The organism is Pseudoroseicyclus tamaricis, assembly GCF_012070395.1.
Lineage (GTDB): Bacteria > Pseudomonadota > Alphaproteobacteria > Rhodobacterales > Rhodobacteraceae > Pseudoroseicyclus_A > Pseudoroseicyclus_A tamaricis.
Map to the genome: position 1 here is coordinate 229,793 of NZ_JAAFYS010000004.1, position 17,152 is coordinate 246,944.

Here is a 17,152-nt window from a genome sequence, read left to right on the forward strand (position 1 = left end):
TCTCGACGATGTGCAATTGTGCACGCCGCACGGGGCGGCAGAACGACACCACCTTCTTGCGGTCCGTCGGTCAACAAAAGGTTTACGAAGGTGGCCACTTTGCGGCAGCCACCTCAGTCTCGGCGAGACTCACGAGAGTTTGTCTTGGCGCGCCTCGTCGCCCCTGTCCTGCGGCCGGGTACTCTCCCCCGGTTCGGAGCCCGGCGGCACGGCGGCCGGGTCGAGGTCGCCATGCTCGTCGCGGATGACCAGCGCGCTCTCGGGGCCGGACTTGTGCGCCTCGCGCTCCTCGGGGCTCTCGGTCATCAGCGGCAGCATGTCGGCATTGCCGGGCAGGGTGATCTCCTCCCGCGGCGGCGTCGTCCACGAAAGGGTGTCGAAGCCCCCGCAATTGTCGCAGATCGGCGCCCATTGCGCGTGGATGGCATGGCACTTGTCGCAGACCCATTGTGGCCCGCGCGGCGCCGAGAGCGCCTTCGTCAGCCAGCCGCGCACCACCCGGTCATCCGCCCCGGCGCCCCGCTCGATGGAGGCCATGAGCGCGAGGTTGCGCGCCGTCGGCGCCGTCTCCGGCAGGTCGCCCAGCGCCCGGCGGGCGGCGGGGAAATCCTCGGCGGCGATGTAGAGCTCGGCGAGCAGCATCTTCGTCTCGGGGTGCTGCGTCTGGTGCTTGGTGAGCGCCGTGAAGCGCTTGAGCCGCTTGGCCGGCGTCTCCTCCGGCTCGATCTCGGCGAAGGCGGCGGCGAGGTCGGGATGCGGATGCACCTCCCACGCCTTGCGCAGCACGCGGGTGGCGTAGCGCTTGTTGTCGGCCTTGATATAGGCCCGCGCGGCCATGACGGCGGCGGGGATCAGATCCGGCGACTGGCGGTTCGCCTCGATCGAGGCCTCGCGCGCCTCGATGGAGCTTTCGTCGGAGAAGACGTCCTTCGCCTCCGAGAGCGCCAGCACTGCGTCGCGCCGCTTGTAGACATCGCGGGGCAGCGAGCCGCTCTTGAGCTTGGCACCGAGCGTCGTGCGGGCGCCGGCCCAGTCGTGGCTTTCCGCCTGCAGGCGCAGCAGCGTGTCCTGCACCTCCTCGTGGCGGGGCTTCAGCTCGAAGGCCTTCTGCGCCAGCTTCAGCGCGGTCTCGGAATCCCCGGCCGCGAGGCGCTGCTTCATGATGCCCCGGATGCCGACGAAGCGCGTGCGCTCATCGGCGAGGAGGCGCTTGTAGCTCTCCTCCGCCCGCTTGTGATCGCCCGCCATCTCCGCCGCCTGCGCGGCGAGGATGCTCGTCAGCTCCGGCCGCTCCAGCAGCCGCTCGGCGCGCTGCGCCTTGGTCAGCGCCAGCTGCCCCTCGCCGGAGGCGAGCGCGACCATGCCGTCGGCCAGCGCGGCAAAGCCGCGCCGCTCGCGGTTGCGGTTGAAGTAGCGGGAGATCGCCGTCTCGTCCCCGTTGAGGAAGTGCAGGAAGGCGATGAGCAGCCCGATGATCTTGAAGAGCAGCCAGACGAGCAGCGCGAAGACCAGCAGCGCCAGCACCATCTGCAGCGGCGTCAGCGTGAACTCGATGCCCGGCAGCATGATCACCGCCTGCCCCGAGACCTCCATCAGCTGGACGGCCGCCCAGGTGAGGACGAGGACGACACCGACGAAGAGGAGGATTTTGACGAGGGACCAGAGCATCATTCACCTTCTCCGGCGGTCTCGCCGGCGTTGATCTCGGCGGCCAGCGCCTCGGCGCCGGCCAGGGCGCGGGTGCGCAGCTCCGCGGCGGCCAGCCAGTCTGTCATCTCGGCGCGCGCCACCTCGGGCAGCGCCTCCAGCTCGGCCAGCGCGTCGTTCAGCCGCCCCTGCGCCAGCGCCGCCTCGGCGCGGGAGAGGATGGCATCGGGCATGTCGCCCTCGCGCGGCGCGGTGGAGCGCACGGAGAGCTGGGTGCGGAAGAAGGCGCTCAGGCGCCCGCCCTCCTCACCCGCCAGCCCCTCGGCGCGGGCCGTGGCCAGCGCGGCGCGGGCCGCTTCGGGATAGGTTTCGCGCAGGGCGGCGAGCGTCGGCACGCCCTCGGGCGCCCCCTGCTGCACCGCGGCGGGGATCTCGCCGTCATAGGCGCCGGAGAACTCGGCCAGCGCCTGCTCGTAGGGCGCGCCGGATTCCAGCGCCGCCTGGATACGGGCAAGCCCGGCAAGGGCGGTGGCCCGGAAGGCGGCCTCCTGACTGGCGGCCTCGGCGGCGGCCTGCACGTCCGCGGCCTGCTGCTCCGCCGCCTGCATGCGCGCGGCGGCCTCGTCGGCGAGGGAGCCGATGCGCTCCTGCTGGGCGGCCATCTCCTCGCGCACCGCGTCCAGCTCCTGTTGCCAGGCGTCGAGGGCCGTCTGCGTCAGCGTGCCGTCGGCGGAGGGCGCGCGCTCGATCTGCGTCAGCTGCTCCTCCAGCCCCGTCACCTGATCGGAGAGATCGCTGCGAAGGCTCTCCAGCTCGCTCTCCAGCGTGCCGACGCTCTCCTGCAAGGGCGCCAGCTCGGCCGACACATCGGGGGCGGCGGCGGGCTCGGGCAGCTCGTCGAGGCGGGTCTCGAGGGCCGCGATCTCGGCCTGGAGGGCGGCAATCTCGTCGCCGCCGTCATCTTCCAGCGCCTGCTGTTCGGTGAGGTACCAATGCGCGCCGTAGCCCAGCCCGGCCGCGATCACGCCGCCGAGGAGCGCCGGCACGAAGCCACCGCGACGCCGCGGCGGCTCATCCGGCCGATCACTGCGGGCAGGAGGCACGGCCGCACCCGGCGGCGGGTCGCCGGCGGGGGGAGGCGTGGTGGCGGCAGCGGGGCCGGAGGCTTCGGGCGCGCTCGCCTCGTCCTTCGGCGCGTCGGCCGGGTCATCTTCGGGGGCCGCAGCGGCGACGGGAGCGGGAGCCACCGGATCAGCTTCGTCGGCCTCGGGCTCCTGCTCCGCCTCGGCGATCATCTCGTCGGGCAGCGGGCGGCCCCAGTCGGCCAGCGCGGCGCGCTCGGCGATGGCGCGGGCGTCATCCTCCTGCGGGGGCATCTCGTCGGGCGTCGTGCCCGGCACCTCGCCCTCGCCGGCCGGGGTCTCGCCCGGCGGCAGCTCGGAGGGTTCGGGCGGCAGTTCGCTGGGCGTCCTCGTCGTCTCCTCCGGCACGCTGCCCGGCGTGGCGGGGTCTTCGGGGATCTCCAGCGGGGTCTCCTCGGCCGGCACTTCCTCCGGCGGGGTGTCCGGCAGGCTGTCCGGGTCGAGGTCCGGCGCTTCGGACGGCGGTGCGTCCGGCACCTCCTCCGGCGACGTCTCAGGCTCGCCCTCGGCGGTCTGCCCGGAGACGATCTCCGCGTCTTCGATCTCGTCGGTTCTGGTGCCGGAGCGCGGCGTCCCCGTCTTCGATGATCGGCTCTTCGTCGATCTTGCCACGCGTCGCCCCTTCCCGCTGCGCGCCCTTTGTGGGCGCTCTACCGGGAAAACCTAGTCCGCATGCCCGCCCTCCTCAAGCGCCGCGCTGCCGCAATCTCCCCCGGGGGCGTCAAAGCCTGCGGATCAGGCGGTGAACGGCGGCCCGCATCTCCCGCCCGGTGGGGCTTTCCGCCAGCTCGACCCTCCGCGCGGGGAGCGGGCGTGCCGCCGCCGCCACCTCGGCGCTCATGGCGACGATGGAGAGGGGGGCGCGCACCTCCGCCACCTCCTTTGCCAGCAGCGCCGCCGAGCGGGGCGAGAAGAGCGGCAGGATGACGGGGCGCTCGCCCGCCAGCGCCGCCCGCGCCTCGGCGGTCAGCGGCCGCGGCTCCTGCACGTAGACGATCCGCTCCTCCGCCCCCACCCGCTTGGCCACGTCACCCCGGGCGTGGGCGCCGCGCAGGTGCAGCAGGCGCACGTCTCGCGGATGGTCGGCCATCACCGCCACGAGCCTCTCCGCCGTCTCGGCCACGAAGACGGGCTTGGCCCCCGCCGCCCGCGCCGCCTCCGCCGAGCGGTGGCCGACGCACCAGACGGGCAGGCCCGGCGGGAGGCAGGCGATGGCGAAGGCGGCGTTCTCGGAGGTGAGGATCAGCCCCTCGGGCGGCGGTTCCGGCAGCGCGAAGGGCCGGCGCAGGATGGCGAGGATCGGCGAGACCAGCGAATCGGCGGCCACCTCCCCCAGCTCCTCGAGGAAGCGCTCCGCCGAGGGCGTCGGCCGGGTGACGATCAGCCACGGCCGGCCCGTCGCCCCGCTCATGGCCGGGCTCATTGCACCACTCACCTCACAACCTCCGCGCAGCGCGTCTCGCGCCTTTCGGCGCGTGGCACGGCTCTTGTCACCGGGTCTCCTCCCTCGGATGGCGCCATTGTTCGCAACCGGCCCCGATGTTACCTCCCACAGGCAAAGCTGCAACGGGGGCGGAACGCACGCGCATGGCCAAGGTCCTCACCCTCCTGGGCATCGAATCGAGCTGCGATGACAGCGCCGCGGCCCTGGTGTGCCTCGATGGCGAGCGGGGAGAGGTCCTCTCCTCCATCGTCATGGGGCAGGAGGAGCTGCATGCCGCCTTCGGGGGCGTCGTGCCAGAGATCGCCGCCCGTGCCCATGCCGAAAAGCTGGACCTCGCCGTCGAGGCGGCGCTGGCGGAGGCGGGCCTGCGCCTCGCGGAGGTGGACGGCATCGCCGTCACCGCCGGGCCGGGGCTGATCGGCGGCGTGCTCTCCGGCGTCATGCTCGCCAAGGGGCTGGCGGCGGCGACGGGCAAGCCGCTCGTCGGCGTCAACCACCTCGCCGGCCATGCGCTGACGCCGCGGCTGACGGACGGGCTGGCCTTCCCCTACCTGATGCTCCTCGTCTCCGGCGGGCATTGCCAGTTCCTCGTCGTGCGCTCGGCGACGGAGTTCTCTCGCCTTGGCGGCACCATCGACGACGCGCCCGGCGAGGCCTTCGACAAGGCCGCCCGCCTCCTCGGCCTGCCCCAGCCCGGCGGCCCGGCGGTGGAGGCGGCGGCCGCCACCGGCGACGCCGCCCGCTTCTCCCTGCCCCGCCCGCTGCTCGACAGGCCCGGCTGCGACATGAGCTTCTCCGGCCTCAAGACCGCCCTCCTCCGCGCCCGCGACCGACTGGTGGAGGCGCAGGGCGGGCTGACGGCGCAGGATGTGGCCGACCTCTCCGCCGGCTTCCAGACCGCGGTGGCGGAGATCCTCTCCGCCAAGGCCACCCGTGCCCTGCGCCTCTACATGGAGGAGGCGCCGGCCGCCCCGGCCCTCGCCGTCGCCGGCGGCGTCGCCGCCAACGGCGCCATCCGCTCGGCGCTGGAAGAGGCGGCCGCCCAGGCCGGCGCCCGCTTCGCCGCGCCGCCGCTGAAGCTCTGCACCGACAATGCCGCGATGATCGCCTATGCCGGCGCCCTGCGCCTGTCGCTGGGCCTCACCGACGATCTAACCCTCTCCGCCCGGCCGCGCTGGCCGCTGGACGAAGGCGCCGCGCCGATGATCGGCTCGGGCAAGAAAGGAGCCAAGGCATGACCATTGCTGTCGCCGGCGCCGGGGCCTTCGGGACCGCGCTCGCCATCGCCGAGGCGCTCGCCGGGCGCGAGGTGATCCTCTGGGGCCGCGATCCCGCCGCCATCGAGGAGGCCTCCCGCACCCGCCGCACCGCCCGCCTGCCTCAGGCCGAGCTGCCCGAGGGCGTGCGCCTCACCTCCTCGCTGGACGATCTGGCGGGGGCGGAGGCGGTGCTCCTCGCCGTGCCCGCTCAGGCCCTCCGCCCCTTCCTCGCCGAGGCGCCGATGCTCGCCGGCAGCCCCCTCGTCGCCTGCGCCAAGGGGATCGACCTCGCCACCGTCACCGGCCCCACGGCGCTGATCGAGGATGCCTTCCCCGGCACGCCCGCCGCCGTGCTCACCGGCCCCTCCTTCGCCGCCGACATCGCCAAGGGGCTGCCGACGGCCCTCACGCTCGCCTGCGCCGACGAGACCTGCTCGGAGCATCTGCAGCACAGCCTGTCGACGCCGAACCTGCGCCTCTACCGCTCCACCGACGTCACGGGGGCGGAGCTCGGCGGGGCGCTCAAGAACGTCATGGCCATCGCCTGCGGCGCCGCCATGGGCGCCGAGCTGGGGGAGAGCGCCCGCGCCGCCCTGCTCACCCGCGGCTTCGCCGAGATGCAGCGCCTCGCCCTCGCCCTCGGCGCCCGGGCGGAGACGCTGGCGGGCCTCTCCGGCTTCGGCGACCTCGTGCTCACCGCCACCTCGCCAGGCTCGCGCAACTACCGCTACGGGCTCGCCATCGGCGCCCGTGAGACCTTCGACCCGAGCGTCACGGTGGAGGGCGCCGCCACCGCCGGCGCCGCTCTGGCGCTCTCCCGCCGCATCGGGGTGGATCTGCCGATCACCGCCGCCGTCGCCGCGCTCGTCGCCGGCGAGGCGGAGGTGTCTGACGTGCTGGCGGGGCTGCTCTCCCGACCGCTGAAAGAGGAATGACGACACACATGGCCAAGTGGCTCTTCAAATCCGAACCCGACGTCTTCTCGTGGGACGATCTCGTCTCCCGCGGCAAGGATGGCGAGGAATGGGACGGCGTGCGCAACTACCAGGCGCGCAACAACATGCGCGAGATGAAGGAGGGTGAGCTCGGCTTCTTCTACCACTCCCGCTCGGGGCTGGAGATCGTAGGCATCGTCGAGATCTGCAACGAGGCGCACCCGGACTCGACCACCGAGGACGAGCGCTGGGAATGCGTCGACGTGCGCGCCGTCAAGCCGCTCCCCCGCGCCATCACGATGAAGGAGATCAAGGCCGAGCCGCGCCTGAAGGACATGGTGCTCGCCAACAACTCCCGCCTCTCCGTCCAGCCGGTGAGCGAGGCGGAATGGGACGTGATCCTGGAAATTTCGGGCGCATAGCAGGTTTGCGGGAACCTTCCGGGGACTTCCGTGTTCACCTTTTCGGGTGAGGAGAAGAACCATGGAACATCACGATCAGTCTGACTCCACCACGACGGAGCTGCTGGAAGCGCTCGGACGCGGCTGGTGGATCGCACCGGCCGGCATCTTCGGCGCGCTCGCATGGCTGGCGCCGGTCGCCGCCATCGCCGACAAGTTCTGACCCGGCGGCGGGCCCGAGGGCCCGCCCCGCGCTTTTCTGCACAGGCCCTGCACGAGGCAGGCGCCTTCGGCTGCACGGACGGCGCCGTATCCTCCTCCCGACACGATAGTTCGGGAGACCCTCATGAACATGTTCCGCCCCGGCTGGTGGCTCGGCCCCGCCGCAATCGCCGGCACCCTCGTCTGGGCCGGCCTTCTCGCCGCGATCTGACGAATTGTCTTTGCCGATCCCCCCGGGCCTGCCTTCATCATGTTGGCATCAACCTATGATGGGAGCGCGGGATGGGGATCCTCGGTATTCTGGTGGCCGCTGCGGCGGCGTTTCTCTTCGGCGCCGGCTGGTACATGGCGCTGTCGAAGCCATGGATGCGGGCAGCGGGCATCCGGAGGGAGGGTGGCCGGTCGGCCCCCAATAGCGCGCTGCCCTTCATCCTCTCGGCGCTGACGATGCTGATCGTGGCCGTCATCATGCGGCACATCTTCGCCACCTCCGGCATCACCACGTGGCACGGCGGGCTGACCTCCGGCCTCGGCATCGGGCTGTTCTTCATCTCCCCGTGGACGATGATCAACAACGCCTACGCCGGCCGGCCCTTCCTGCTGACGGTGATCGACGGCGGCTATGCCACCTTCGGCTGCGGCATCATCGGGACGATTCTGGCGCTGATGGCCTGACACTGATGGATGGCGGCGCGGTGGCGATGGCCTGAAACGCGAAAGGACCCGGGCATTCTGCCTCGGGCCCTCCACTCACCCCGTGTCTCCCACAACACTGGATAGCCATGGGGAGGTTATGCCGCAGACCGACGAAGGAAGCGTAAACAGCGCGTATCTTTCGCGCCCAAGCCGTTAGGATTTGCCTCAAATCCCTCCGGCGGCAAAAGGGGCGCCGTGGCGCCCCTTCCCCTCAGTAGCGGTAATGCTCGGGCTTGAAGGGCCCTTCGACCGTCACGCCGATATAGGCGGCCTGCTCGGGTTTCAGCTCCGTCAGGCGCACGCCGATGCGGTCGAGGTGCAGGCGGGCGACCTTCTCGTCGAGATGCTTGGGCAGGATGTAGACGCCGGGCTGATACTCCTCCCCCTTCGTCCAGAGCTCGATCTGCGCAAGCACCTGGTTGGTGAAGGAGGCGCTCATCACGAAGCTGGGGTGCCCCGTCGCGTTGCCGAGGTTCAGAAGGCGCCCCTCGGAGAGGAGGATGATCCGGTTGCCCGAGGGCATCTCGATCATGTCCACCTGGTCCTTCACGTTGGTCCACTTGTGGTTCTTGAGGGAGGCGACCTGGATCTCGTTGTCGAAGTGGCCGATGTTGCCGACGATAGCCATGTCCTTCATCTCGCGCATGTGCTCGATGCGGATGACGTCGCGGTTGCCGGTGGTGGTGATGAAGATGTCGGCGGTATCGACCACATCCTCCAGCCGCACCACCTCGAACCCGTCCATCGCCGCCTGCAGCGCGCAGATCGGGTCGACCTCCGTCACCTTCACGCGGGCGCCGGCCCCGGCGAGCGAGGCGGCGGAGCCCTTGCCGACGTCGCCATAGCCGCAGACGACGGCGACCTTGCCGGCCATCATCACGTCGGTGGCACGGCGGATCCCGTCGACGAGGCTCTCGCGGCAGCCGTACTTGTTGTCGAACTTCGACTTGGTGACGCTGTCGTTCACGTTGATCGCCGGGAAAGGCAGCTGGCCCTTCTTGTGCAGATCATAGAGCCGGTGCACGCCCGTCGTCGTCTCCTCCGAGACGCCCTTGATCGCGTCGCGCTGCTTGGCGAACCAGCCGGGGGAGGAGGCCATCCGCTTGCGGATCTGCGCGAAGAGGCACTCCTCCTCCTCGCTCTGCGGGGCGGCGATGAGATCCGTCTCACCGGCTTCGACGCGGGCGCCGAGCAGGATGTAGAGCGTGGCGTCCCCGCCGTCGTCGAGGATCATGTTCGCCGGGCCATCCTCGAAGTCGAAGATCTTGTCGGCGTAGTCCCAGTATTCCTCCAGCGTCTCGCCCTTGATGGCGAAGACGGGGGTGCCGCCGGCGGCGATGGCGGCAGCGGCGTGATCCTGGGTGGAGAAGATGTTGCAGGAGGCCCAGCGCACCTCGGCGCCCAGCGCCTTCAGCGTCTCGATCAGCACGGCGGTCTGGATCGTCATGTGCAGCGAGCCGGCAATGCGGGCGCCCTTGAGGGGCTGCGCCTCGCCGTATTCCGCCCGTGTCGCCATCAGGCCCGGCATCTCCGTTTCGGCGATATCGAGTTCCTTGCGCCCGTAATCGGCGAGGGAGATGTCACGGATGATGAAATCGTCAGCCATTCTTGTGCGCTCCTGAGAGGGAAGTCGGTCGGCTCTTATCAAGCCGGGCAAGGGTTAGGAAGGCGTGACCACCGCCCCATGCACGGCGCCAAGGCCAGTTCCGCCCCGCCGCGAAGCGCGCTAGCCTGACGCGCCATGCCCCAGACCGCGCCCCCTCCCCCCGCCACCGACCGCCAAGCGGTGGTGATCTGCTGCGATTCCGGCCACCTGCCCTTCGCCGCCGCCACCTTCCACAGCCTCGCGCGGATGACCCCTCACCGCGGCTTCGACCTGATCCTCTGCACGACGGACGGGATCACCCTGCCTCCCGTGCTCGACCGCCTCGGCGTGCGCCTCCTCCACATCGAGGCGCCTCCGGGCCTGGCGGAGCTCAAGAGCACCCGCCTGCCGGCCAATGCCTATCTGCGCCTCTGGCTGCCCGACCGGCTGCTGGGGCAATACGACCGCCTCCTCTACCTCGACACGGACATCTTCGTGCAGGGCGGCGACCTCTCGGCGCTGCTGGCCGCCGATCTCGGCCCCCACCCCGTCGGGGCGGTGCTTGAGCGGCCGCTCTGGGGCAAGCCGCGCTACCATGCCAAGGACTTCAAGGCGCTGAACCTGCCCCGCGCGCCCTACTTCAACTCCGGCGTCCTGCTGATCGACGTCGCCCGCTGGGTGGAGGGGGATGTCCTCTCCCGCTGCCTCGCGGTGGCGGAGCGGCATCAGGACAAGCTGCATTACCATGACCAGTCGCTCCTCAACATTGCGCTCTACGAGGATTGGGCGGAGCTGAGCCCGCTCTGGAACTGGCAATGGGTGGGCCACCGCGTGCTCTTCGAGCCGCTGGCCGATCCCTACATCCTGCACCTCTACGGGCCGAACAAGCCGTGGCACGATCCCGGGGGGGCCATCCCCGCCCGCATCAAGGCGGAGTACCGGCTCTTCCTCTCCGAGCACTTCCCCGATGCCCCGGCCGACTACGGGCCCGAGCGTGCTCGCCTCGCCCCCGAGGCCGGGCTCGCCCGGCTCCTCTGGCGCCATGTCCGCACCGCGCGGGGGCTGCGCCGCTATCTTGCCCGTTTTCCGGGCAACCTGACGGCAGGATGAGCGGCTTGCCCGGCCCGGCTGTTCAACCTGCCGTGCAATGCCTCTAGTCTCGGCCCATGAGCCCCAGACAGACGACCCTCGCCATCTTCACCGATCTCGACGGCACGCTGCTCGATCATGAAACCTATGACTGGTCGCCCGCCGCCCCCGTGCTGGCGCGGCTGAGGGATGCCGGCATCCCCGTCGTCCTCGCCTCCTCCAAGACAGCGGCGGAGATCGCGCCGCTGCGCGCCGAGATGGGCCTCTCCGCCTGCCCCGCCATCGTCGAGAACGGCGCCGGCATCCTCCCTGCGGGGGCGGAGACGGTGCCGGGCGAGGATTACGCCGCGCTCATGCAGCTCCTCTCCGGGCGCCCCGTCGCCCACCGCTTCCGCGGCTTCAACGAGATGAGCACCGAAGAGGTCGCCGCCACCACCGGCCTGTCGCCCGAGGCGGCCGCGAAGGCGAAGGCGCGGCAATTCTCCGAGCCCGGCCTCTTCGAGGGCAGCGATGACGAGCGCGAGGCCTTCGTGCAGGAGCTGGCGGGAGAGGGCGTGCAGGCCCGCGCCGGCGGGCGCTTCCTCACCCTCTCCTTCGGGCGGACGAAGGCGCAGGCGATGGCGGAGATCGCCCCCTCCCTCGGCGCCACGCTCACCGTCGCACTCGGCGACGCCCCCAATGACGTTGAGATGCTGGAGGCCGCCGATCTCGGCATCATCATCGCCAACCCGGCCCATGACCCGCTGCCCCTCCTGCCCGGCGAGGCGGAGGGGCGGATCACCCGCGCCTCCCTCACCGGGCCGGGCGGCTGGGCGGATGAGGTGGGCCGCATCCTCGACGAGAACGACATCCCCTGAGTCAGGAGCTCCCTTGGCCGACTTCCACCAGAACGGCAACGTCGCGACGCTGCACAACCTCTCCACCCGCCGGGTGGAGGAGATGAGCCACGAGATCAACTCGATGGCGCGTGACAGGCCGATCACCCTGATCCTCCCCTGCCTCTATTCAGAGCTGGAGGGGGAGGCGATCGGCAAGATCGTCGATGAGCTCAACGAGCTGCCCTGGCTGCACCGCGTCATCATCGGGCTCGACCGGGCAGATACGGCCCAATACCGCGACGCCGCCGCCTTCTTTAGCCGCCTGCGGCACGACCACGTCGTCATCTGGAACGACAGCCCCGCCCAGCTCGCCATCGGCGACCGCCTGAAGGAGCTGGGGCTCTACCCCTCCGAGCCCGGCAAGGGGAAGAACGTGTGGACCTGCCTCGGCTACAACATGGCCTTCCGCGACAGCGCGGTGGTGGCGATCCACGATTGCGACATCACGACCTACCACCGGGACATGCTGACACGCCTCGTCTACCCGGTGCTGAACCCGAACCTGCCCTACCAGATGTCCAAAGGCTTCTACCCCCGCATCGGCGGCGGCAAGATGAATGGGCGCGTTACGCGCCTGCTCGTCTCCCCCATGCTCATCGCGTTGAAGAAGGTGATCGGCGACCGCGACTACATCGATTTCCTGCGCGGCTTCCGCTACCCGCTGTCGGGCGAGATGGCGATGCGCTCGGTCATGCTGCCCGACCTGCGCATTCCGTCGGACTGGGGGCTGGAGATCGGCATTCTGTCGGAGGCGTGGCGCAACCTTGCGCCGAAGTCCGTCTGCCAGGTCGAGATCGCCGACAATTACGACCACAAGCATCAGGAGCTGTCGGAGGCCGACGCCAACACCGGCCTCTCCCGCATGAGCACCGACATCTGCAAGGCGCTCTTCCGCAAGCTGGCGGCGGACGGGACGGTCTTCACGCCCAACATCTTCCGCTCCCTCAAGGCGACCTACTACCGGACGGCGCTGGACCTTCTGGAGCATTACGACGCCGACGCCACGATGAACGGCCTTCAGCTTGACCGGCACAAGGAGGAGCGGGCCATCGAGCTCTTCGCCGAGAACCTGATGCGCGCCGGGCAGATCTTCCTCGAGAACCCCTTCGAATCGCCCTTCATCCCGGCGTGGAACCGCGTCCACTCCGCCGATCCCGGCCTGATGGACGACATGCTCAAGGCGCTCGAAGAGGACAAGGCGGTCCTGTGAGGGCGGCGGAAACCATATGGTTTCCGCGCGCGAATTCCATATGGAATTCGCCGCCCGGCCGGCCCCTGCCCGCGGCATGCGCGCGGTGCACGCCCTGTGCACGCGCGGTGCACGCCTGGTGCCGTCCGCATCTGAAAGCCCAGCTGACAGGTCCCACGCCATGACCCCGCCCCGCGCCTGGCAACGCATGCTCTCCGGCCGCCGGCTCGACCTGCTCGATCCGGCGCCGCTCGACATCGAGATCGAGGACATCGCCCACGGCCTCTCCTTCGTCGCCCGCTGGAACGGGCAGACCTCCGGCGACTGGCCCTATTCCGTCGCCGAGCATTCGCTGCTGGTGGAGGAGCTCTTCGCCCGCCTCTACCCGGCGGAGCCGGTGCGCTGGCGGCTGGCGGCGCTGCTGCACGATGCGCCGGAATACGTCATCGGCGACATGATCTCGCCGGTGAAGGCCGCCGTCGGCGCCGCCTATGGCGAGCTCGACGAGCGGCTGACGGCGGCGGTGCACCTGCGTTTCGGCCTGCCGGCGGTGCTGCCCAAGGAGCTGAAACGAAAGATCAAACGGGCCGACAAGGTCTCCGCCTGGCTGGAGGCGACGGCCATCGCCGGCTTCACGGAAAGGGAGGCGACCCGATTGTTCGGCCGCCTCCCGGAGGCCCAGTGCCAGGGCCTGTCGATCGTTCTGCGCCCGCCTCTCGAGGCGCGGGCCGATTACATCGCCCGCCACGCGGCGCTGCTGGCGGCGCTCTAGCGCACGGCCATTCCCCAGCGCAGCGCGATGGCAAGGCCGACGGCCCAGAGCGCCAGAACCATCGCCAGCCCCCAGCGGCTGACAGGGCGCCTCGCCAGCGCCCCCGCGGCCGCGCGGAAGCCACGCATCAGCGGGGCCGGGATGAGGCGAATGGCGATGAAGATGCCGGCGGGCACGAGGATCAGATCGTCGAGATAGCCGAGCACCGGGATGACATCGGGGATGAGGTCGATCGGCGACAGCGCATAGGCCGCCACGAGCGCCGCGACGGCGCGCGCCTGCCATGGCGTCCGCCGGTCGCGGGCAGCGAGCCAGAGCGCCAGCACATCGCGCTTCAGCCGGCGGGCCCAGCCCTGCAGGCGCCCGAACACCCCCATCGGCTCTCCCCTTTCGGCCAGACGCTAGCCCTGCGGGCGCTGCGGCGGAAGGGCGTCTCGCCAAAAGCAAAAGAGGCGGCCCCGGGGAAGGTGGCCGCCTCTCAGTCGTTCGTCTGTGCGCCCTTACCGATGGGCGCCGCCCGGCGACATCGCCCGGGCCCGTTACATCGCGCTGTCACGTGGCGCGATTACCAGCGACGCTCCCAGTAGCGTTCGTCGCGCCGGCGCCGCTCGATGTCACGGCGCTGGATCTCGTCGAGCCCGTAGTCGCGGCGGCGGCCGAGGGCGGTGAGAAGGCTGTCTCCAAGGATTGTAAGCATTGCTGTCTCCATTGCTGTGGTGTGAGACAGGTCTACCCGCTCTTGCATGGTCATCGCGAATCAATAGGATTTCCCTGATGTAAGCGGAGCTAACAGATGGACTGGCGCACCCTTCCCCCTCTCGCCTCCCTCCGCGCCTTCGAGGCCGCGGCGCGCACGCGCGGTTTCACCCGCGCGGCGGAGGAGCTGAACGTCACCCATGCCGCCATCGTCCAGCAGGTGCGCAGCCTGGAAAGCGCGCTCGGGCTGCCGCTGGCGCGGCGCGAGGGCCGCGGCATCGCGCTGACGGAGGAGGGCGCGGCCCTGAGCGCCGCGCTGACCAAGGGCTTTGAGGAAATCGAGCTGGCCGTGGCCGAGCTGAAGGGGCGGGACGAGGGCGGGCCGCTTCGCGTCTCGATGACCCCGCGGTTCGCCACCCACTGGCTGGTGCCGCGCCTCGGCGCCTTCTGGAAGCTGCATCCCGACATCCCCATTTCGATGTCGCCAAGCCGCGAGCTGGTCGACCTCACGCGAGACCACTTCGACCTTGCCATCCGTTTCGGCGACGGCAACTGGCCGGGGCTGGAGACGGAACGCCTGTTCTCGGCCCATTTCACCATCGTCGCCTCGCCGCGGCTCGGCCTCAAGGGCCCCCTGACCGTCGAGGAGCTGGCCGAGCAGCACTGGATCATCGAGGACGACTGGCCCGAGCAATTCGCCTATCTCAGCCGCCAGGGGCTGGATATCTCCTCCATCCGCCGCACCCACATGCCGACGGAAGACATGGCCGCGAGCGCCGTCGACGCCGGTATCGGCATCGGCGCCGCGATCACCGCCATGGCGCAGGACGATCTCGATGCCGGCCGGCTCGTGGCGTTGCACGCGACGGAGGAGACGCGGCTGGGCTACTGGATCTGCCGCCGGCCCGGCCCGGTGAGGGAAGACTTGCGCACGTTCCTGCGGTGGCTAAGGTCCGAGGTCTGATCAACAATCCACGCCCCATGCCCGTCACCACACGCCCTGCCCGCCCCGAAGATGCCGCGCCGCTGGCCGCGCTGCTCAATCGCATCATTGCGAAAGGCGGCACCACCGCGCATCAGACGCCGTTCGATCCGGCCCGGATGACGCGCCACTACATCGCCCCGCCGCTCGGCATCTCCTGCACCGTGGCGGAGGAGGAGGGCGAGCTGATCGGCTTCCAGTCCCTCGTCTGGCCGGAGGACGAGGGCGACCCCTTCCCCGAGGGCTGGGCGATCATCGCCAGCTTCGTGGCCGAGGGCCATGCCGGCAAGGGGATCGGCCGGGCGCTCTTCGCGGCGACGCTGGAGGCGGCCCGCGCCGCCCATGTCTCGGTGATCGACGCCACCATCCGCGCCGACAACACCGGCGGGCTGGCCTATTACGGCGCCATGGGCTTCGAGGATTACGACAGGTTGCCCAACGTGCCCCTGCGCGACGGCAGCCACGTGGACAGGATCCGCAAGCGTTTCGACCTCTGAGGCCGCGCCTCGGCGCGCAGCCGCTCCGCCTCGACGGCGTGGGCAAGGTAGCGGCGCTGGTGCCGCGCCTCCTCCTCCTGCCGTTGCCGCATGAGCATCTCGACCTGTATCGGGTGAAAGAGCATCTTGGGCCTCCTTTCTGGTGTTACAGCCGGAATAGCGCCACCATGGCGCCAGACGCGATTTAGCAATTCTGCTCAAACATAAGCCTGGCTTTGGTATGCTCGCCCCCGACTGGCACCGCCTTCCCTCCCTCTCCTCGCTCCGCGCCTTCGAGGCGACGGTGCGGCTGGGCAGCTTCACCGCGGCCGCGCAGGCGCTGAACGTCACGCAGCCAGCAGTGGCGCAGCAGGTGCGGGGGCTGGAGGCGGAGCTGGGCGTGGCGCTCGTTCACCGGGCCGGGCGCGGGCTGGCGGTGACGGAAGCCGGGGCGGCGCTGGCCCGCGATCTGGCGGAGGGCTTCTCCGCCATCGCGCGGGGAGTGGACGCGCTGCAGCGGAGCGAGGCGCGGCGGGGCCTGCGCATCTCGGCGGCGCCCGCCTTCTCGCAGACCGTGCTGATGCCGCTGCTCGGCGCCTTCTGGCAGGCGCATCCCGACATCCCCGTCTCGCTGGAGCCGGGGACCGCCATCGTCGACATGGCGCGCACGGGGATCGACTTGACCATCCGCTCCGGCTCCGGCGAGTGGCCGGACGTGCTGCCCCACCACCTCGCGCACAGCCGCTTCATCGTGGCGGCCACGCCGGAGCTTCTGGCGCAGGAGGATGACCTCGCAAACCTGCCGTGGCTGCTGACCGATCGCGACCCCTTCGAGCTCGCCTGGCTACGCGACGCGGGCTACGACCTTGATACGCTCGACACCCGACACATCGACAACCCCATGCTCGCCGTCTCCGCCGCGCGGGCCAGCTACGGGCTGATCTTCGCCACGGAGATCGTGCTGGTGGAGGATCTGGCGGCCGGCAGGATGCGCGAGGTGCCCTTTCCGGGCCTGCCCCAGACGGATTACTGGGCCTGCCTGCCGCACGGGCCGGCGCGCCCGGCGGCGATGGCCTTCGTCAGATGGCTGCGCGCCCACTTCGCGCCGCTGGCGCAAGGGCGCGTCGCCGGCTAGCCGCGCCCTCAGCGCGGGCTGCGCTTGGCGAGGATGCGCTGCAGCGTCCGCCGGTGCATCCCCAGCCTGCGCGCCGTCTCGGAGACGTTGCGGTCGCAGAGCTCGTAGACGCGCTGGATATGCTCCCAGCGCACCCGGTCGGCGCTCATCGGGTTCTCCGGCGGGCCGGGCAGCTCGTCGGTCGTCGACAAGAGGGCACGGGTGACATCGTCGGCATCGGCGGGCTTGGAGAGGTAGTCCGTCGCGCCGATCTTCACCGCCGCGACGGCGGTGGCGATGGCGCCGTAACCGGTGAGGACGACGATGCGGCTGTCGGGGCGGGTCTCGCGCAGCGTCTCCACGACTTCCAACCCGTTGCCATCCTCCAGCCGCAAGTCGACCACGGCATAGGCGGGCGGGCGCTCGGCGGCGACGGCCTTGCCGGCGGCCACGCTCTCCGCCAGTTCCACCGTGAAGCCCCGCTTTTCCATCGCGCGGCCGAGGCGCTTCAGAAAGGGCTCATCGTCGTCGACGATCAGCAGCGTCGGGTCTTCGCCGAGCGAAAATTCAATGTCTGCCATAGGGAATGTCCTTCCGCCGAACGCTTTAGCCCCCCCATTCGGCA

19 protein-coding genes are annotated in these 17,152 nt (G+C 70.5%); 12 read left to right on the forward strand and 7 right to left on the reverse strand.

What is annotated here, in order from left to right; translation table 11 throughout:
* Positions 1-129: 129 nt before the first annotated feature.
* The 3 genes from GY170_RS16870 to GY170_RS16880 form a co-directional block, all read right to left on the reverse strand.
* Complete coding sequence (locus tag GY170_RS16870; RefSeq protein WP_163896303.1) at positions 130-1,668, reverse strand: heme biosynthesis protein HemY; 1,539 nt, start codon at positions 1,666-1,668, stop codon at positions 130-132.
* Positions 1,668-3,401, reverse strand: a complete 1,734-nt coding sequence (locus tag GY170_RS16875) for a hypothetical protein (protein ID WP_163895781.1) — start codon at positions 3,399-3,401, stop codon at positions 1,668-1,670. The genes GY170_RS16870 and GY170_RS16875 overlap by 1 nt, the downstream gene beginning before the upstream one ends.
* A 109-nt stretch (positions 3,402-3,510) precedes the next feature.
* Complete coding sequence (locus tag GY170_RS16880) at positions 3,511-4,200, reverse strand: uroporphyrinogen-III synthase (RefSeq protein ID WP_163895783.1); 690 nt, start codon at positions 4,198-4,200, stop codon at positions 3,511-3,513.
* A gap of 176 nt (positions 4,201-4,376) precedes the next feature.
* Between GY170_RS16880 and tsaD the strand changes: the two genes are divergently transcribed.
* The 5 genes from tsaD (at position 4,377) to GY170_RS16905 (ending at position 7,725) form a co-directional block, all read left to right on the forward strand.
* Positions 4,377-5,471 (forward strand): tRNA (adenosine(37)-N6)-threonylcarbamoyltransferase complex transferase subunit TsaD, encoded by a 1,095-nt coding sequence (gene tsaD, locus GY170_RS16885; protein ID WP_163895785.1) that lies wholly within the window; start codon positions 4,377-4,379, stop codon positions 5,469-5,471.
* A complete protein-coding gene (locus GY170_RS16890; RefSeq protein WP_163895787.1) occupies positions 5,468-6,427 on the forward strand; it encodes an NAD(P)H-dependent glycerol-3-phosphate dehydrogenase in 960 nt (319 codons plus the stop codon). Before tsaD ends, GY170_RS16890 begins: the two co-directional genes overlap by 4 nt.
* 8 nt (positions 6,428-6,435) lie before the next feature.
* Positions 6,436-6,849: an EVE domain-containing protein gene (locus GY170_RS16895; RefSeq protein WP_163896304.1), complete on the forward strand. Its 414-nt coding sequence runs from the start codon at positions 6,436-6,438 to the stop codon at positions 6,847-6,849.
* Positions 6,850-6,910: 61 nt separating this feature from the next.
* Entirely contained in the window at positions 6,911-7,051 is a 141-nt protein-coding gene (locus tag GY170_RS16900; protein ID WP_163895789.1) for a hypothetical protein, read from the forward strand.
* Between the two features lie 281 nt (positions 7,052-7,332).
* Positions 7,333-7,725 carry a DUF1761 domain-containing protein gene (locus tag GY170_RS16905; protein WP_163895791.1) on the forward strand — a complete coding sequence of 131 codons (393 nt, stop codon included), beginning with the start codon at positions 7,333-7,335 and terminating at the stop codon, positions 7,723-7,725.
* A gap of 232 nt (positions 7,726-7,957) precedes the next feature.
* On the opposite strand, the gene ahcY is transcribed toward GY170_RS16905, so the two are convergent.
* A complete protein-coding gene (ahcY, locus tag GY170_RS16910) occupies positions 7,958-9,352 on the reverse strand; it encodes an adenosylhomocysteinase (RefSeq protein ID WP_163895793.1) in 1,395 nt (464 codons plus the stop codon).
* A 135-nt stretch (positions 9,353-9,487) separates the two neighbouring features.
* On the opposite strand from ahcY, the gene GY170_RS16915 reads away from it, so the two are divergent.
* From GY170_RS16915 to GY170_RS16930, 4 genes are all read left to right on the forward strand, one after another.
* Positions 9,488-10,441 (forward strand): glycosyltransferase family 8 protein, encoded by a 954-nt coding sequence (locus GY170_RS16915; RefSeq protein ID WP_163895796.1) that lies wholly within the window; start codon positions 9,488-9,490, stop codon positions 10,439-10,441.
* Between the two features lie 56 nt (positions 10,442-10,497).
* Positions 10,498-11,277: an HAD-IIB family hydrolase gene (locus GY170_RS16920; RefSeq protein ID WP_163895798.1), complete on the forward strand. Its 780-nt coding sequence runs from the start codon at positions 10,498-10,500 to the stop codon at positions 11,275-11,277.
* A 13-nt stretch (positions 11,278-11,290) separates the two neighbouring features.
* Positions 11,291-12,508 (forward strand): glycosyltransferase family protein, encoded by a 1,218-nt coding sequence (locus GY170_RS16925; protein ID WP_163895800.1) that lies wholly within the window; start codon positions 11,291-11,293, stop codon positions 12,506-12,508.
* Between the two features lie 160 nt (positions 12,509-12,668).
* Positions 12,669-13,259, forward strand: coding sequence for an HD domain-containing protein (locus tag GY170_RS16930; RefSeq protein ID WP_163895802.1), 591 nt, complete (start codon positions 12,669-12,671; stop codon positions 13,257-13,259).
* Here the strand turns inward: GY170_RS16930 and GY170_RS16935 are convergent.
* Positions 13,256-13,636 (reverse strand): YkvA family protein, encoded by a 381-nt coding sequence (locus GY170_RS16935; protein ID WP_163895803.1) that lies wholly within the window; start codon positions 13,634-13,636, stop codon positions 13,256-13,258. The genes GY170_RS16930 and GY170_RS16935 overlap by 4 nt on opposite strands.
* A gap of 188 nt (positions 13,637-13,824) precedes the next feature.
* Positions 13,825-13,956 carry a hypothetical protein gene (locus tag GY170_RS18625; protein WP_268895101.1) on the reverse strand — a complete coding sequence of 44 codons (132 nt, stop codon included), beginning with the start codon at positions 13,954-13,956 and terminating at the stop codon, positions 13,825-13,827.
* 96 nt (positions 13,957-14,052) lie between these two features.
* On the opposite strand from GY170_RS18625, the gene GY170_RS16940 reads away from it, so the two are divergent.
* The 3 genes from GY170_RS16940 to GY170_RS16950 all read left to right on the forward strand — a co-directional run bounded on the left by GY170_RS16940 (position 14,053) and on the right by GY170_RS16950 (position 16,548).
* Positions 14,053-14,919 (forward strand): LysR substrate-binding domain-containing protein, encoded by an 867-nt coding sequence (locus GY170_RS16940; RefSeq protein ID WP_163895805.1) that lies wholly within the window; start codon positions 14,053-14,055, stop codon positions 14,917-14,919.
* A gap of 17 nt (positions 14,920-14,936) precedes the next feature.
* Positions 14,937-15,434, forward strand: coding sequence for a GNAT family N-acetyltransferase (locus tag GY170_RS16945; RefSeq protein WP_163895807.1), 498 nt, complete (start codon positions 14,937-14,939; stop codon positions 15,432-15,434).
* A 220-nt stretch (positions 15,435-15,654) separates the two neighbouring features.
* Positions 15,655-16,548: a LysR substrate-binding domain-containing protein gene (locus tag GY170_RS16950; RefSeq protein WP_163895809.1), complete on the forward strand. Its 894-nt coding sequence runs from the start codon at positions 15,655-15,657 to the stop codon at positions 16,546-16,548.
* Positions 16,549-16,556: 8 nt separating this feature from the next.
* On the opposite strand, the gene GY170_RS16955 is transcribed toward GY170_RS16950, so the two are convergent.
* A complete protein-coding gene (locus tag GY170_RS16955; RefSeq protein ID WP_163895811.1) occupies positions 16,557-17,108 on the reverse strand; it encodes an ActR/PrrA/RegA family redox response regulator transcription factor in 552 nt (183 codons plus the stop codon).
* Positions 17,109-17,152 lie beyond the last annotated feature (44 nt).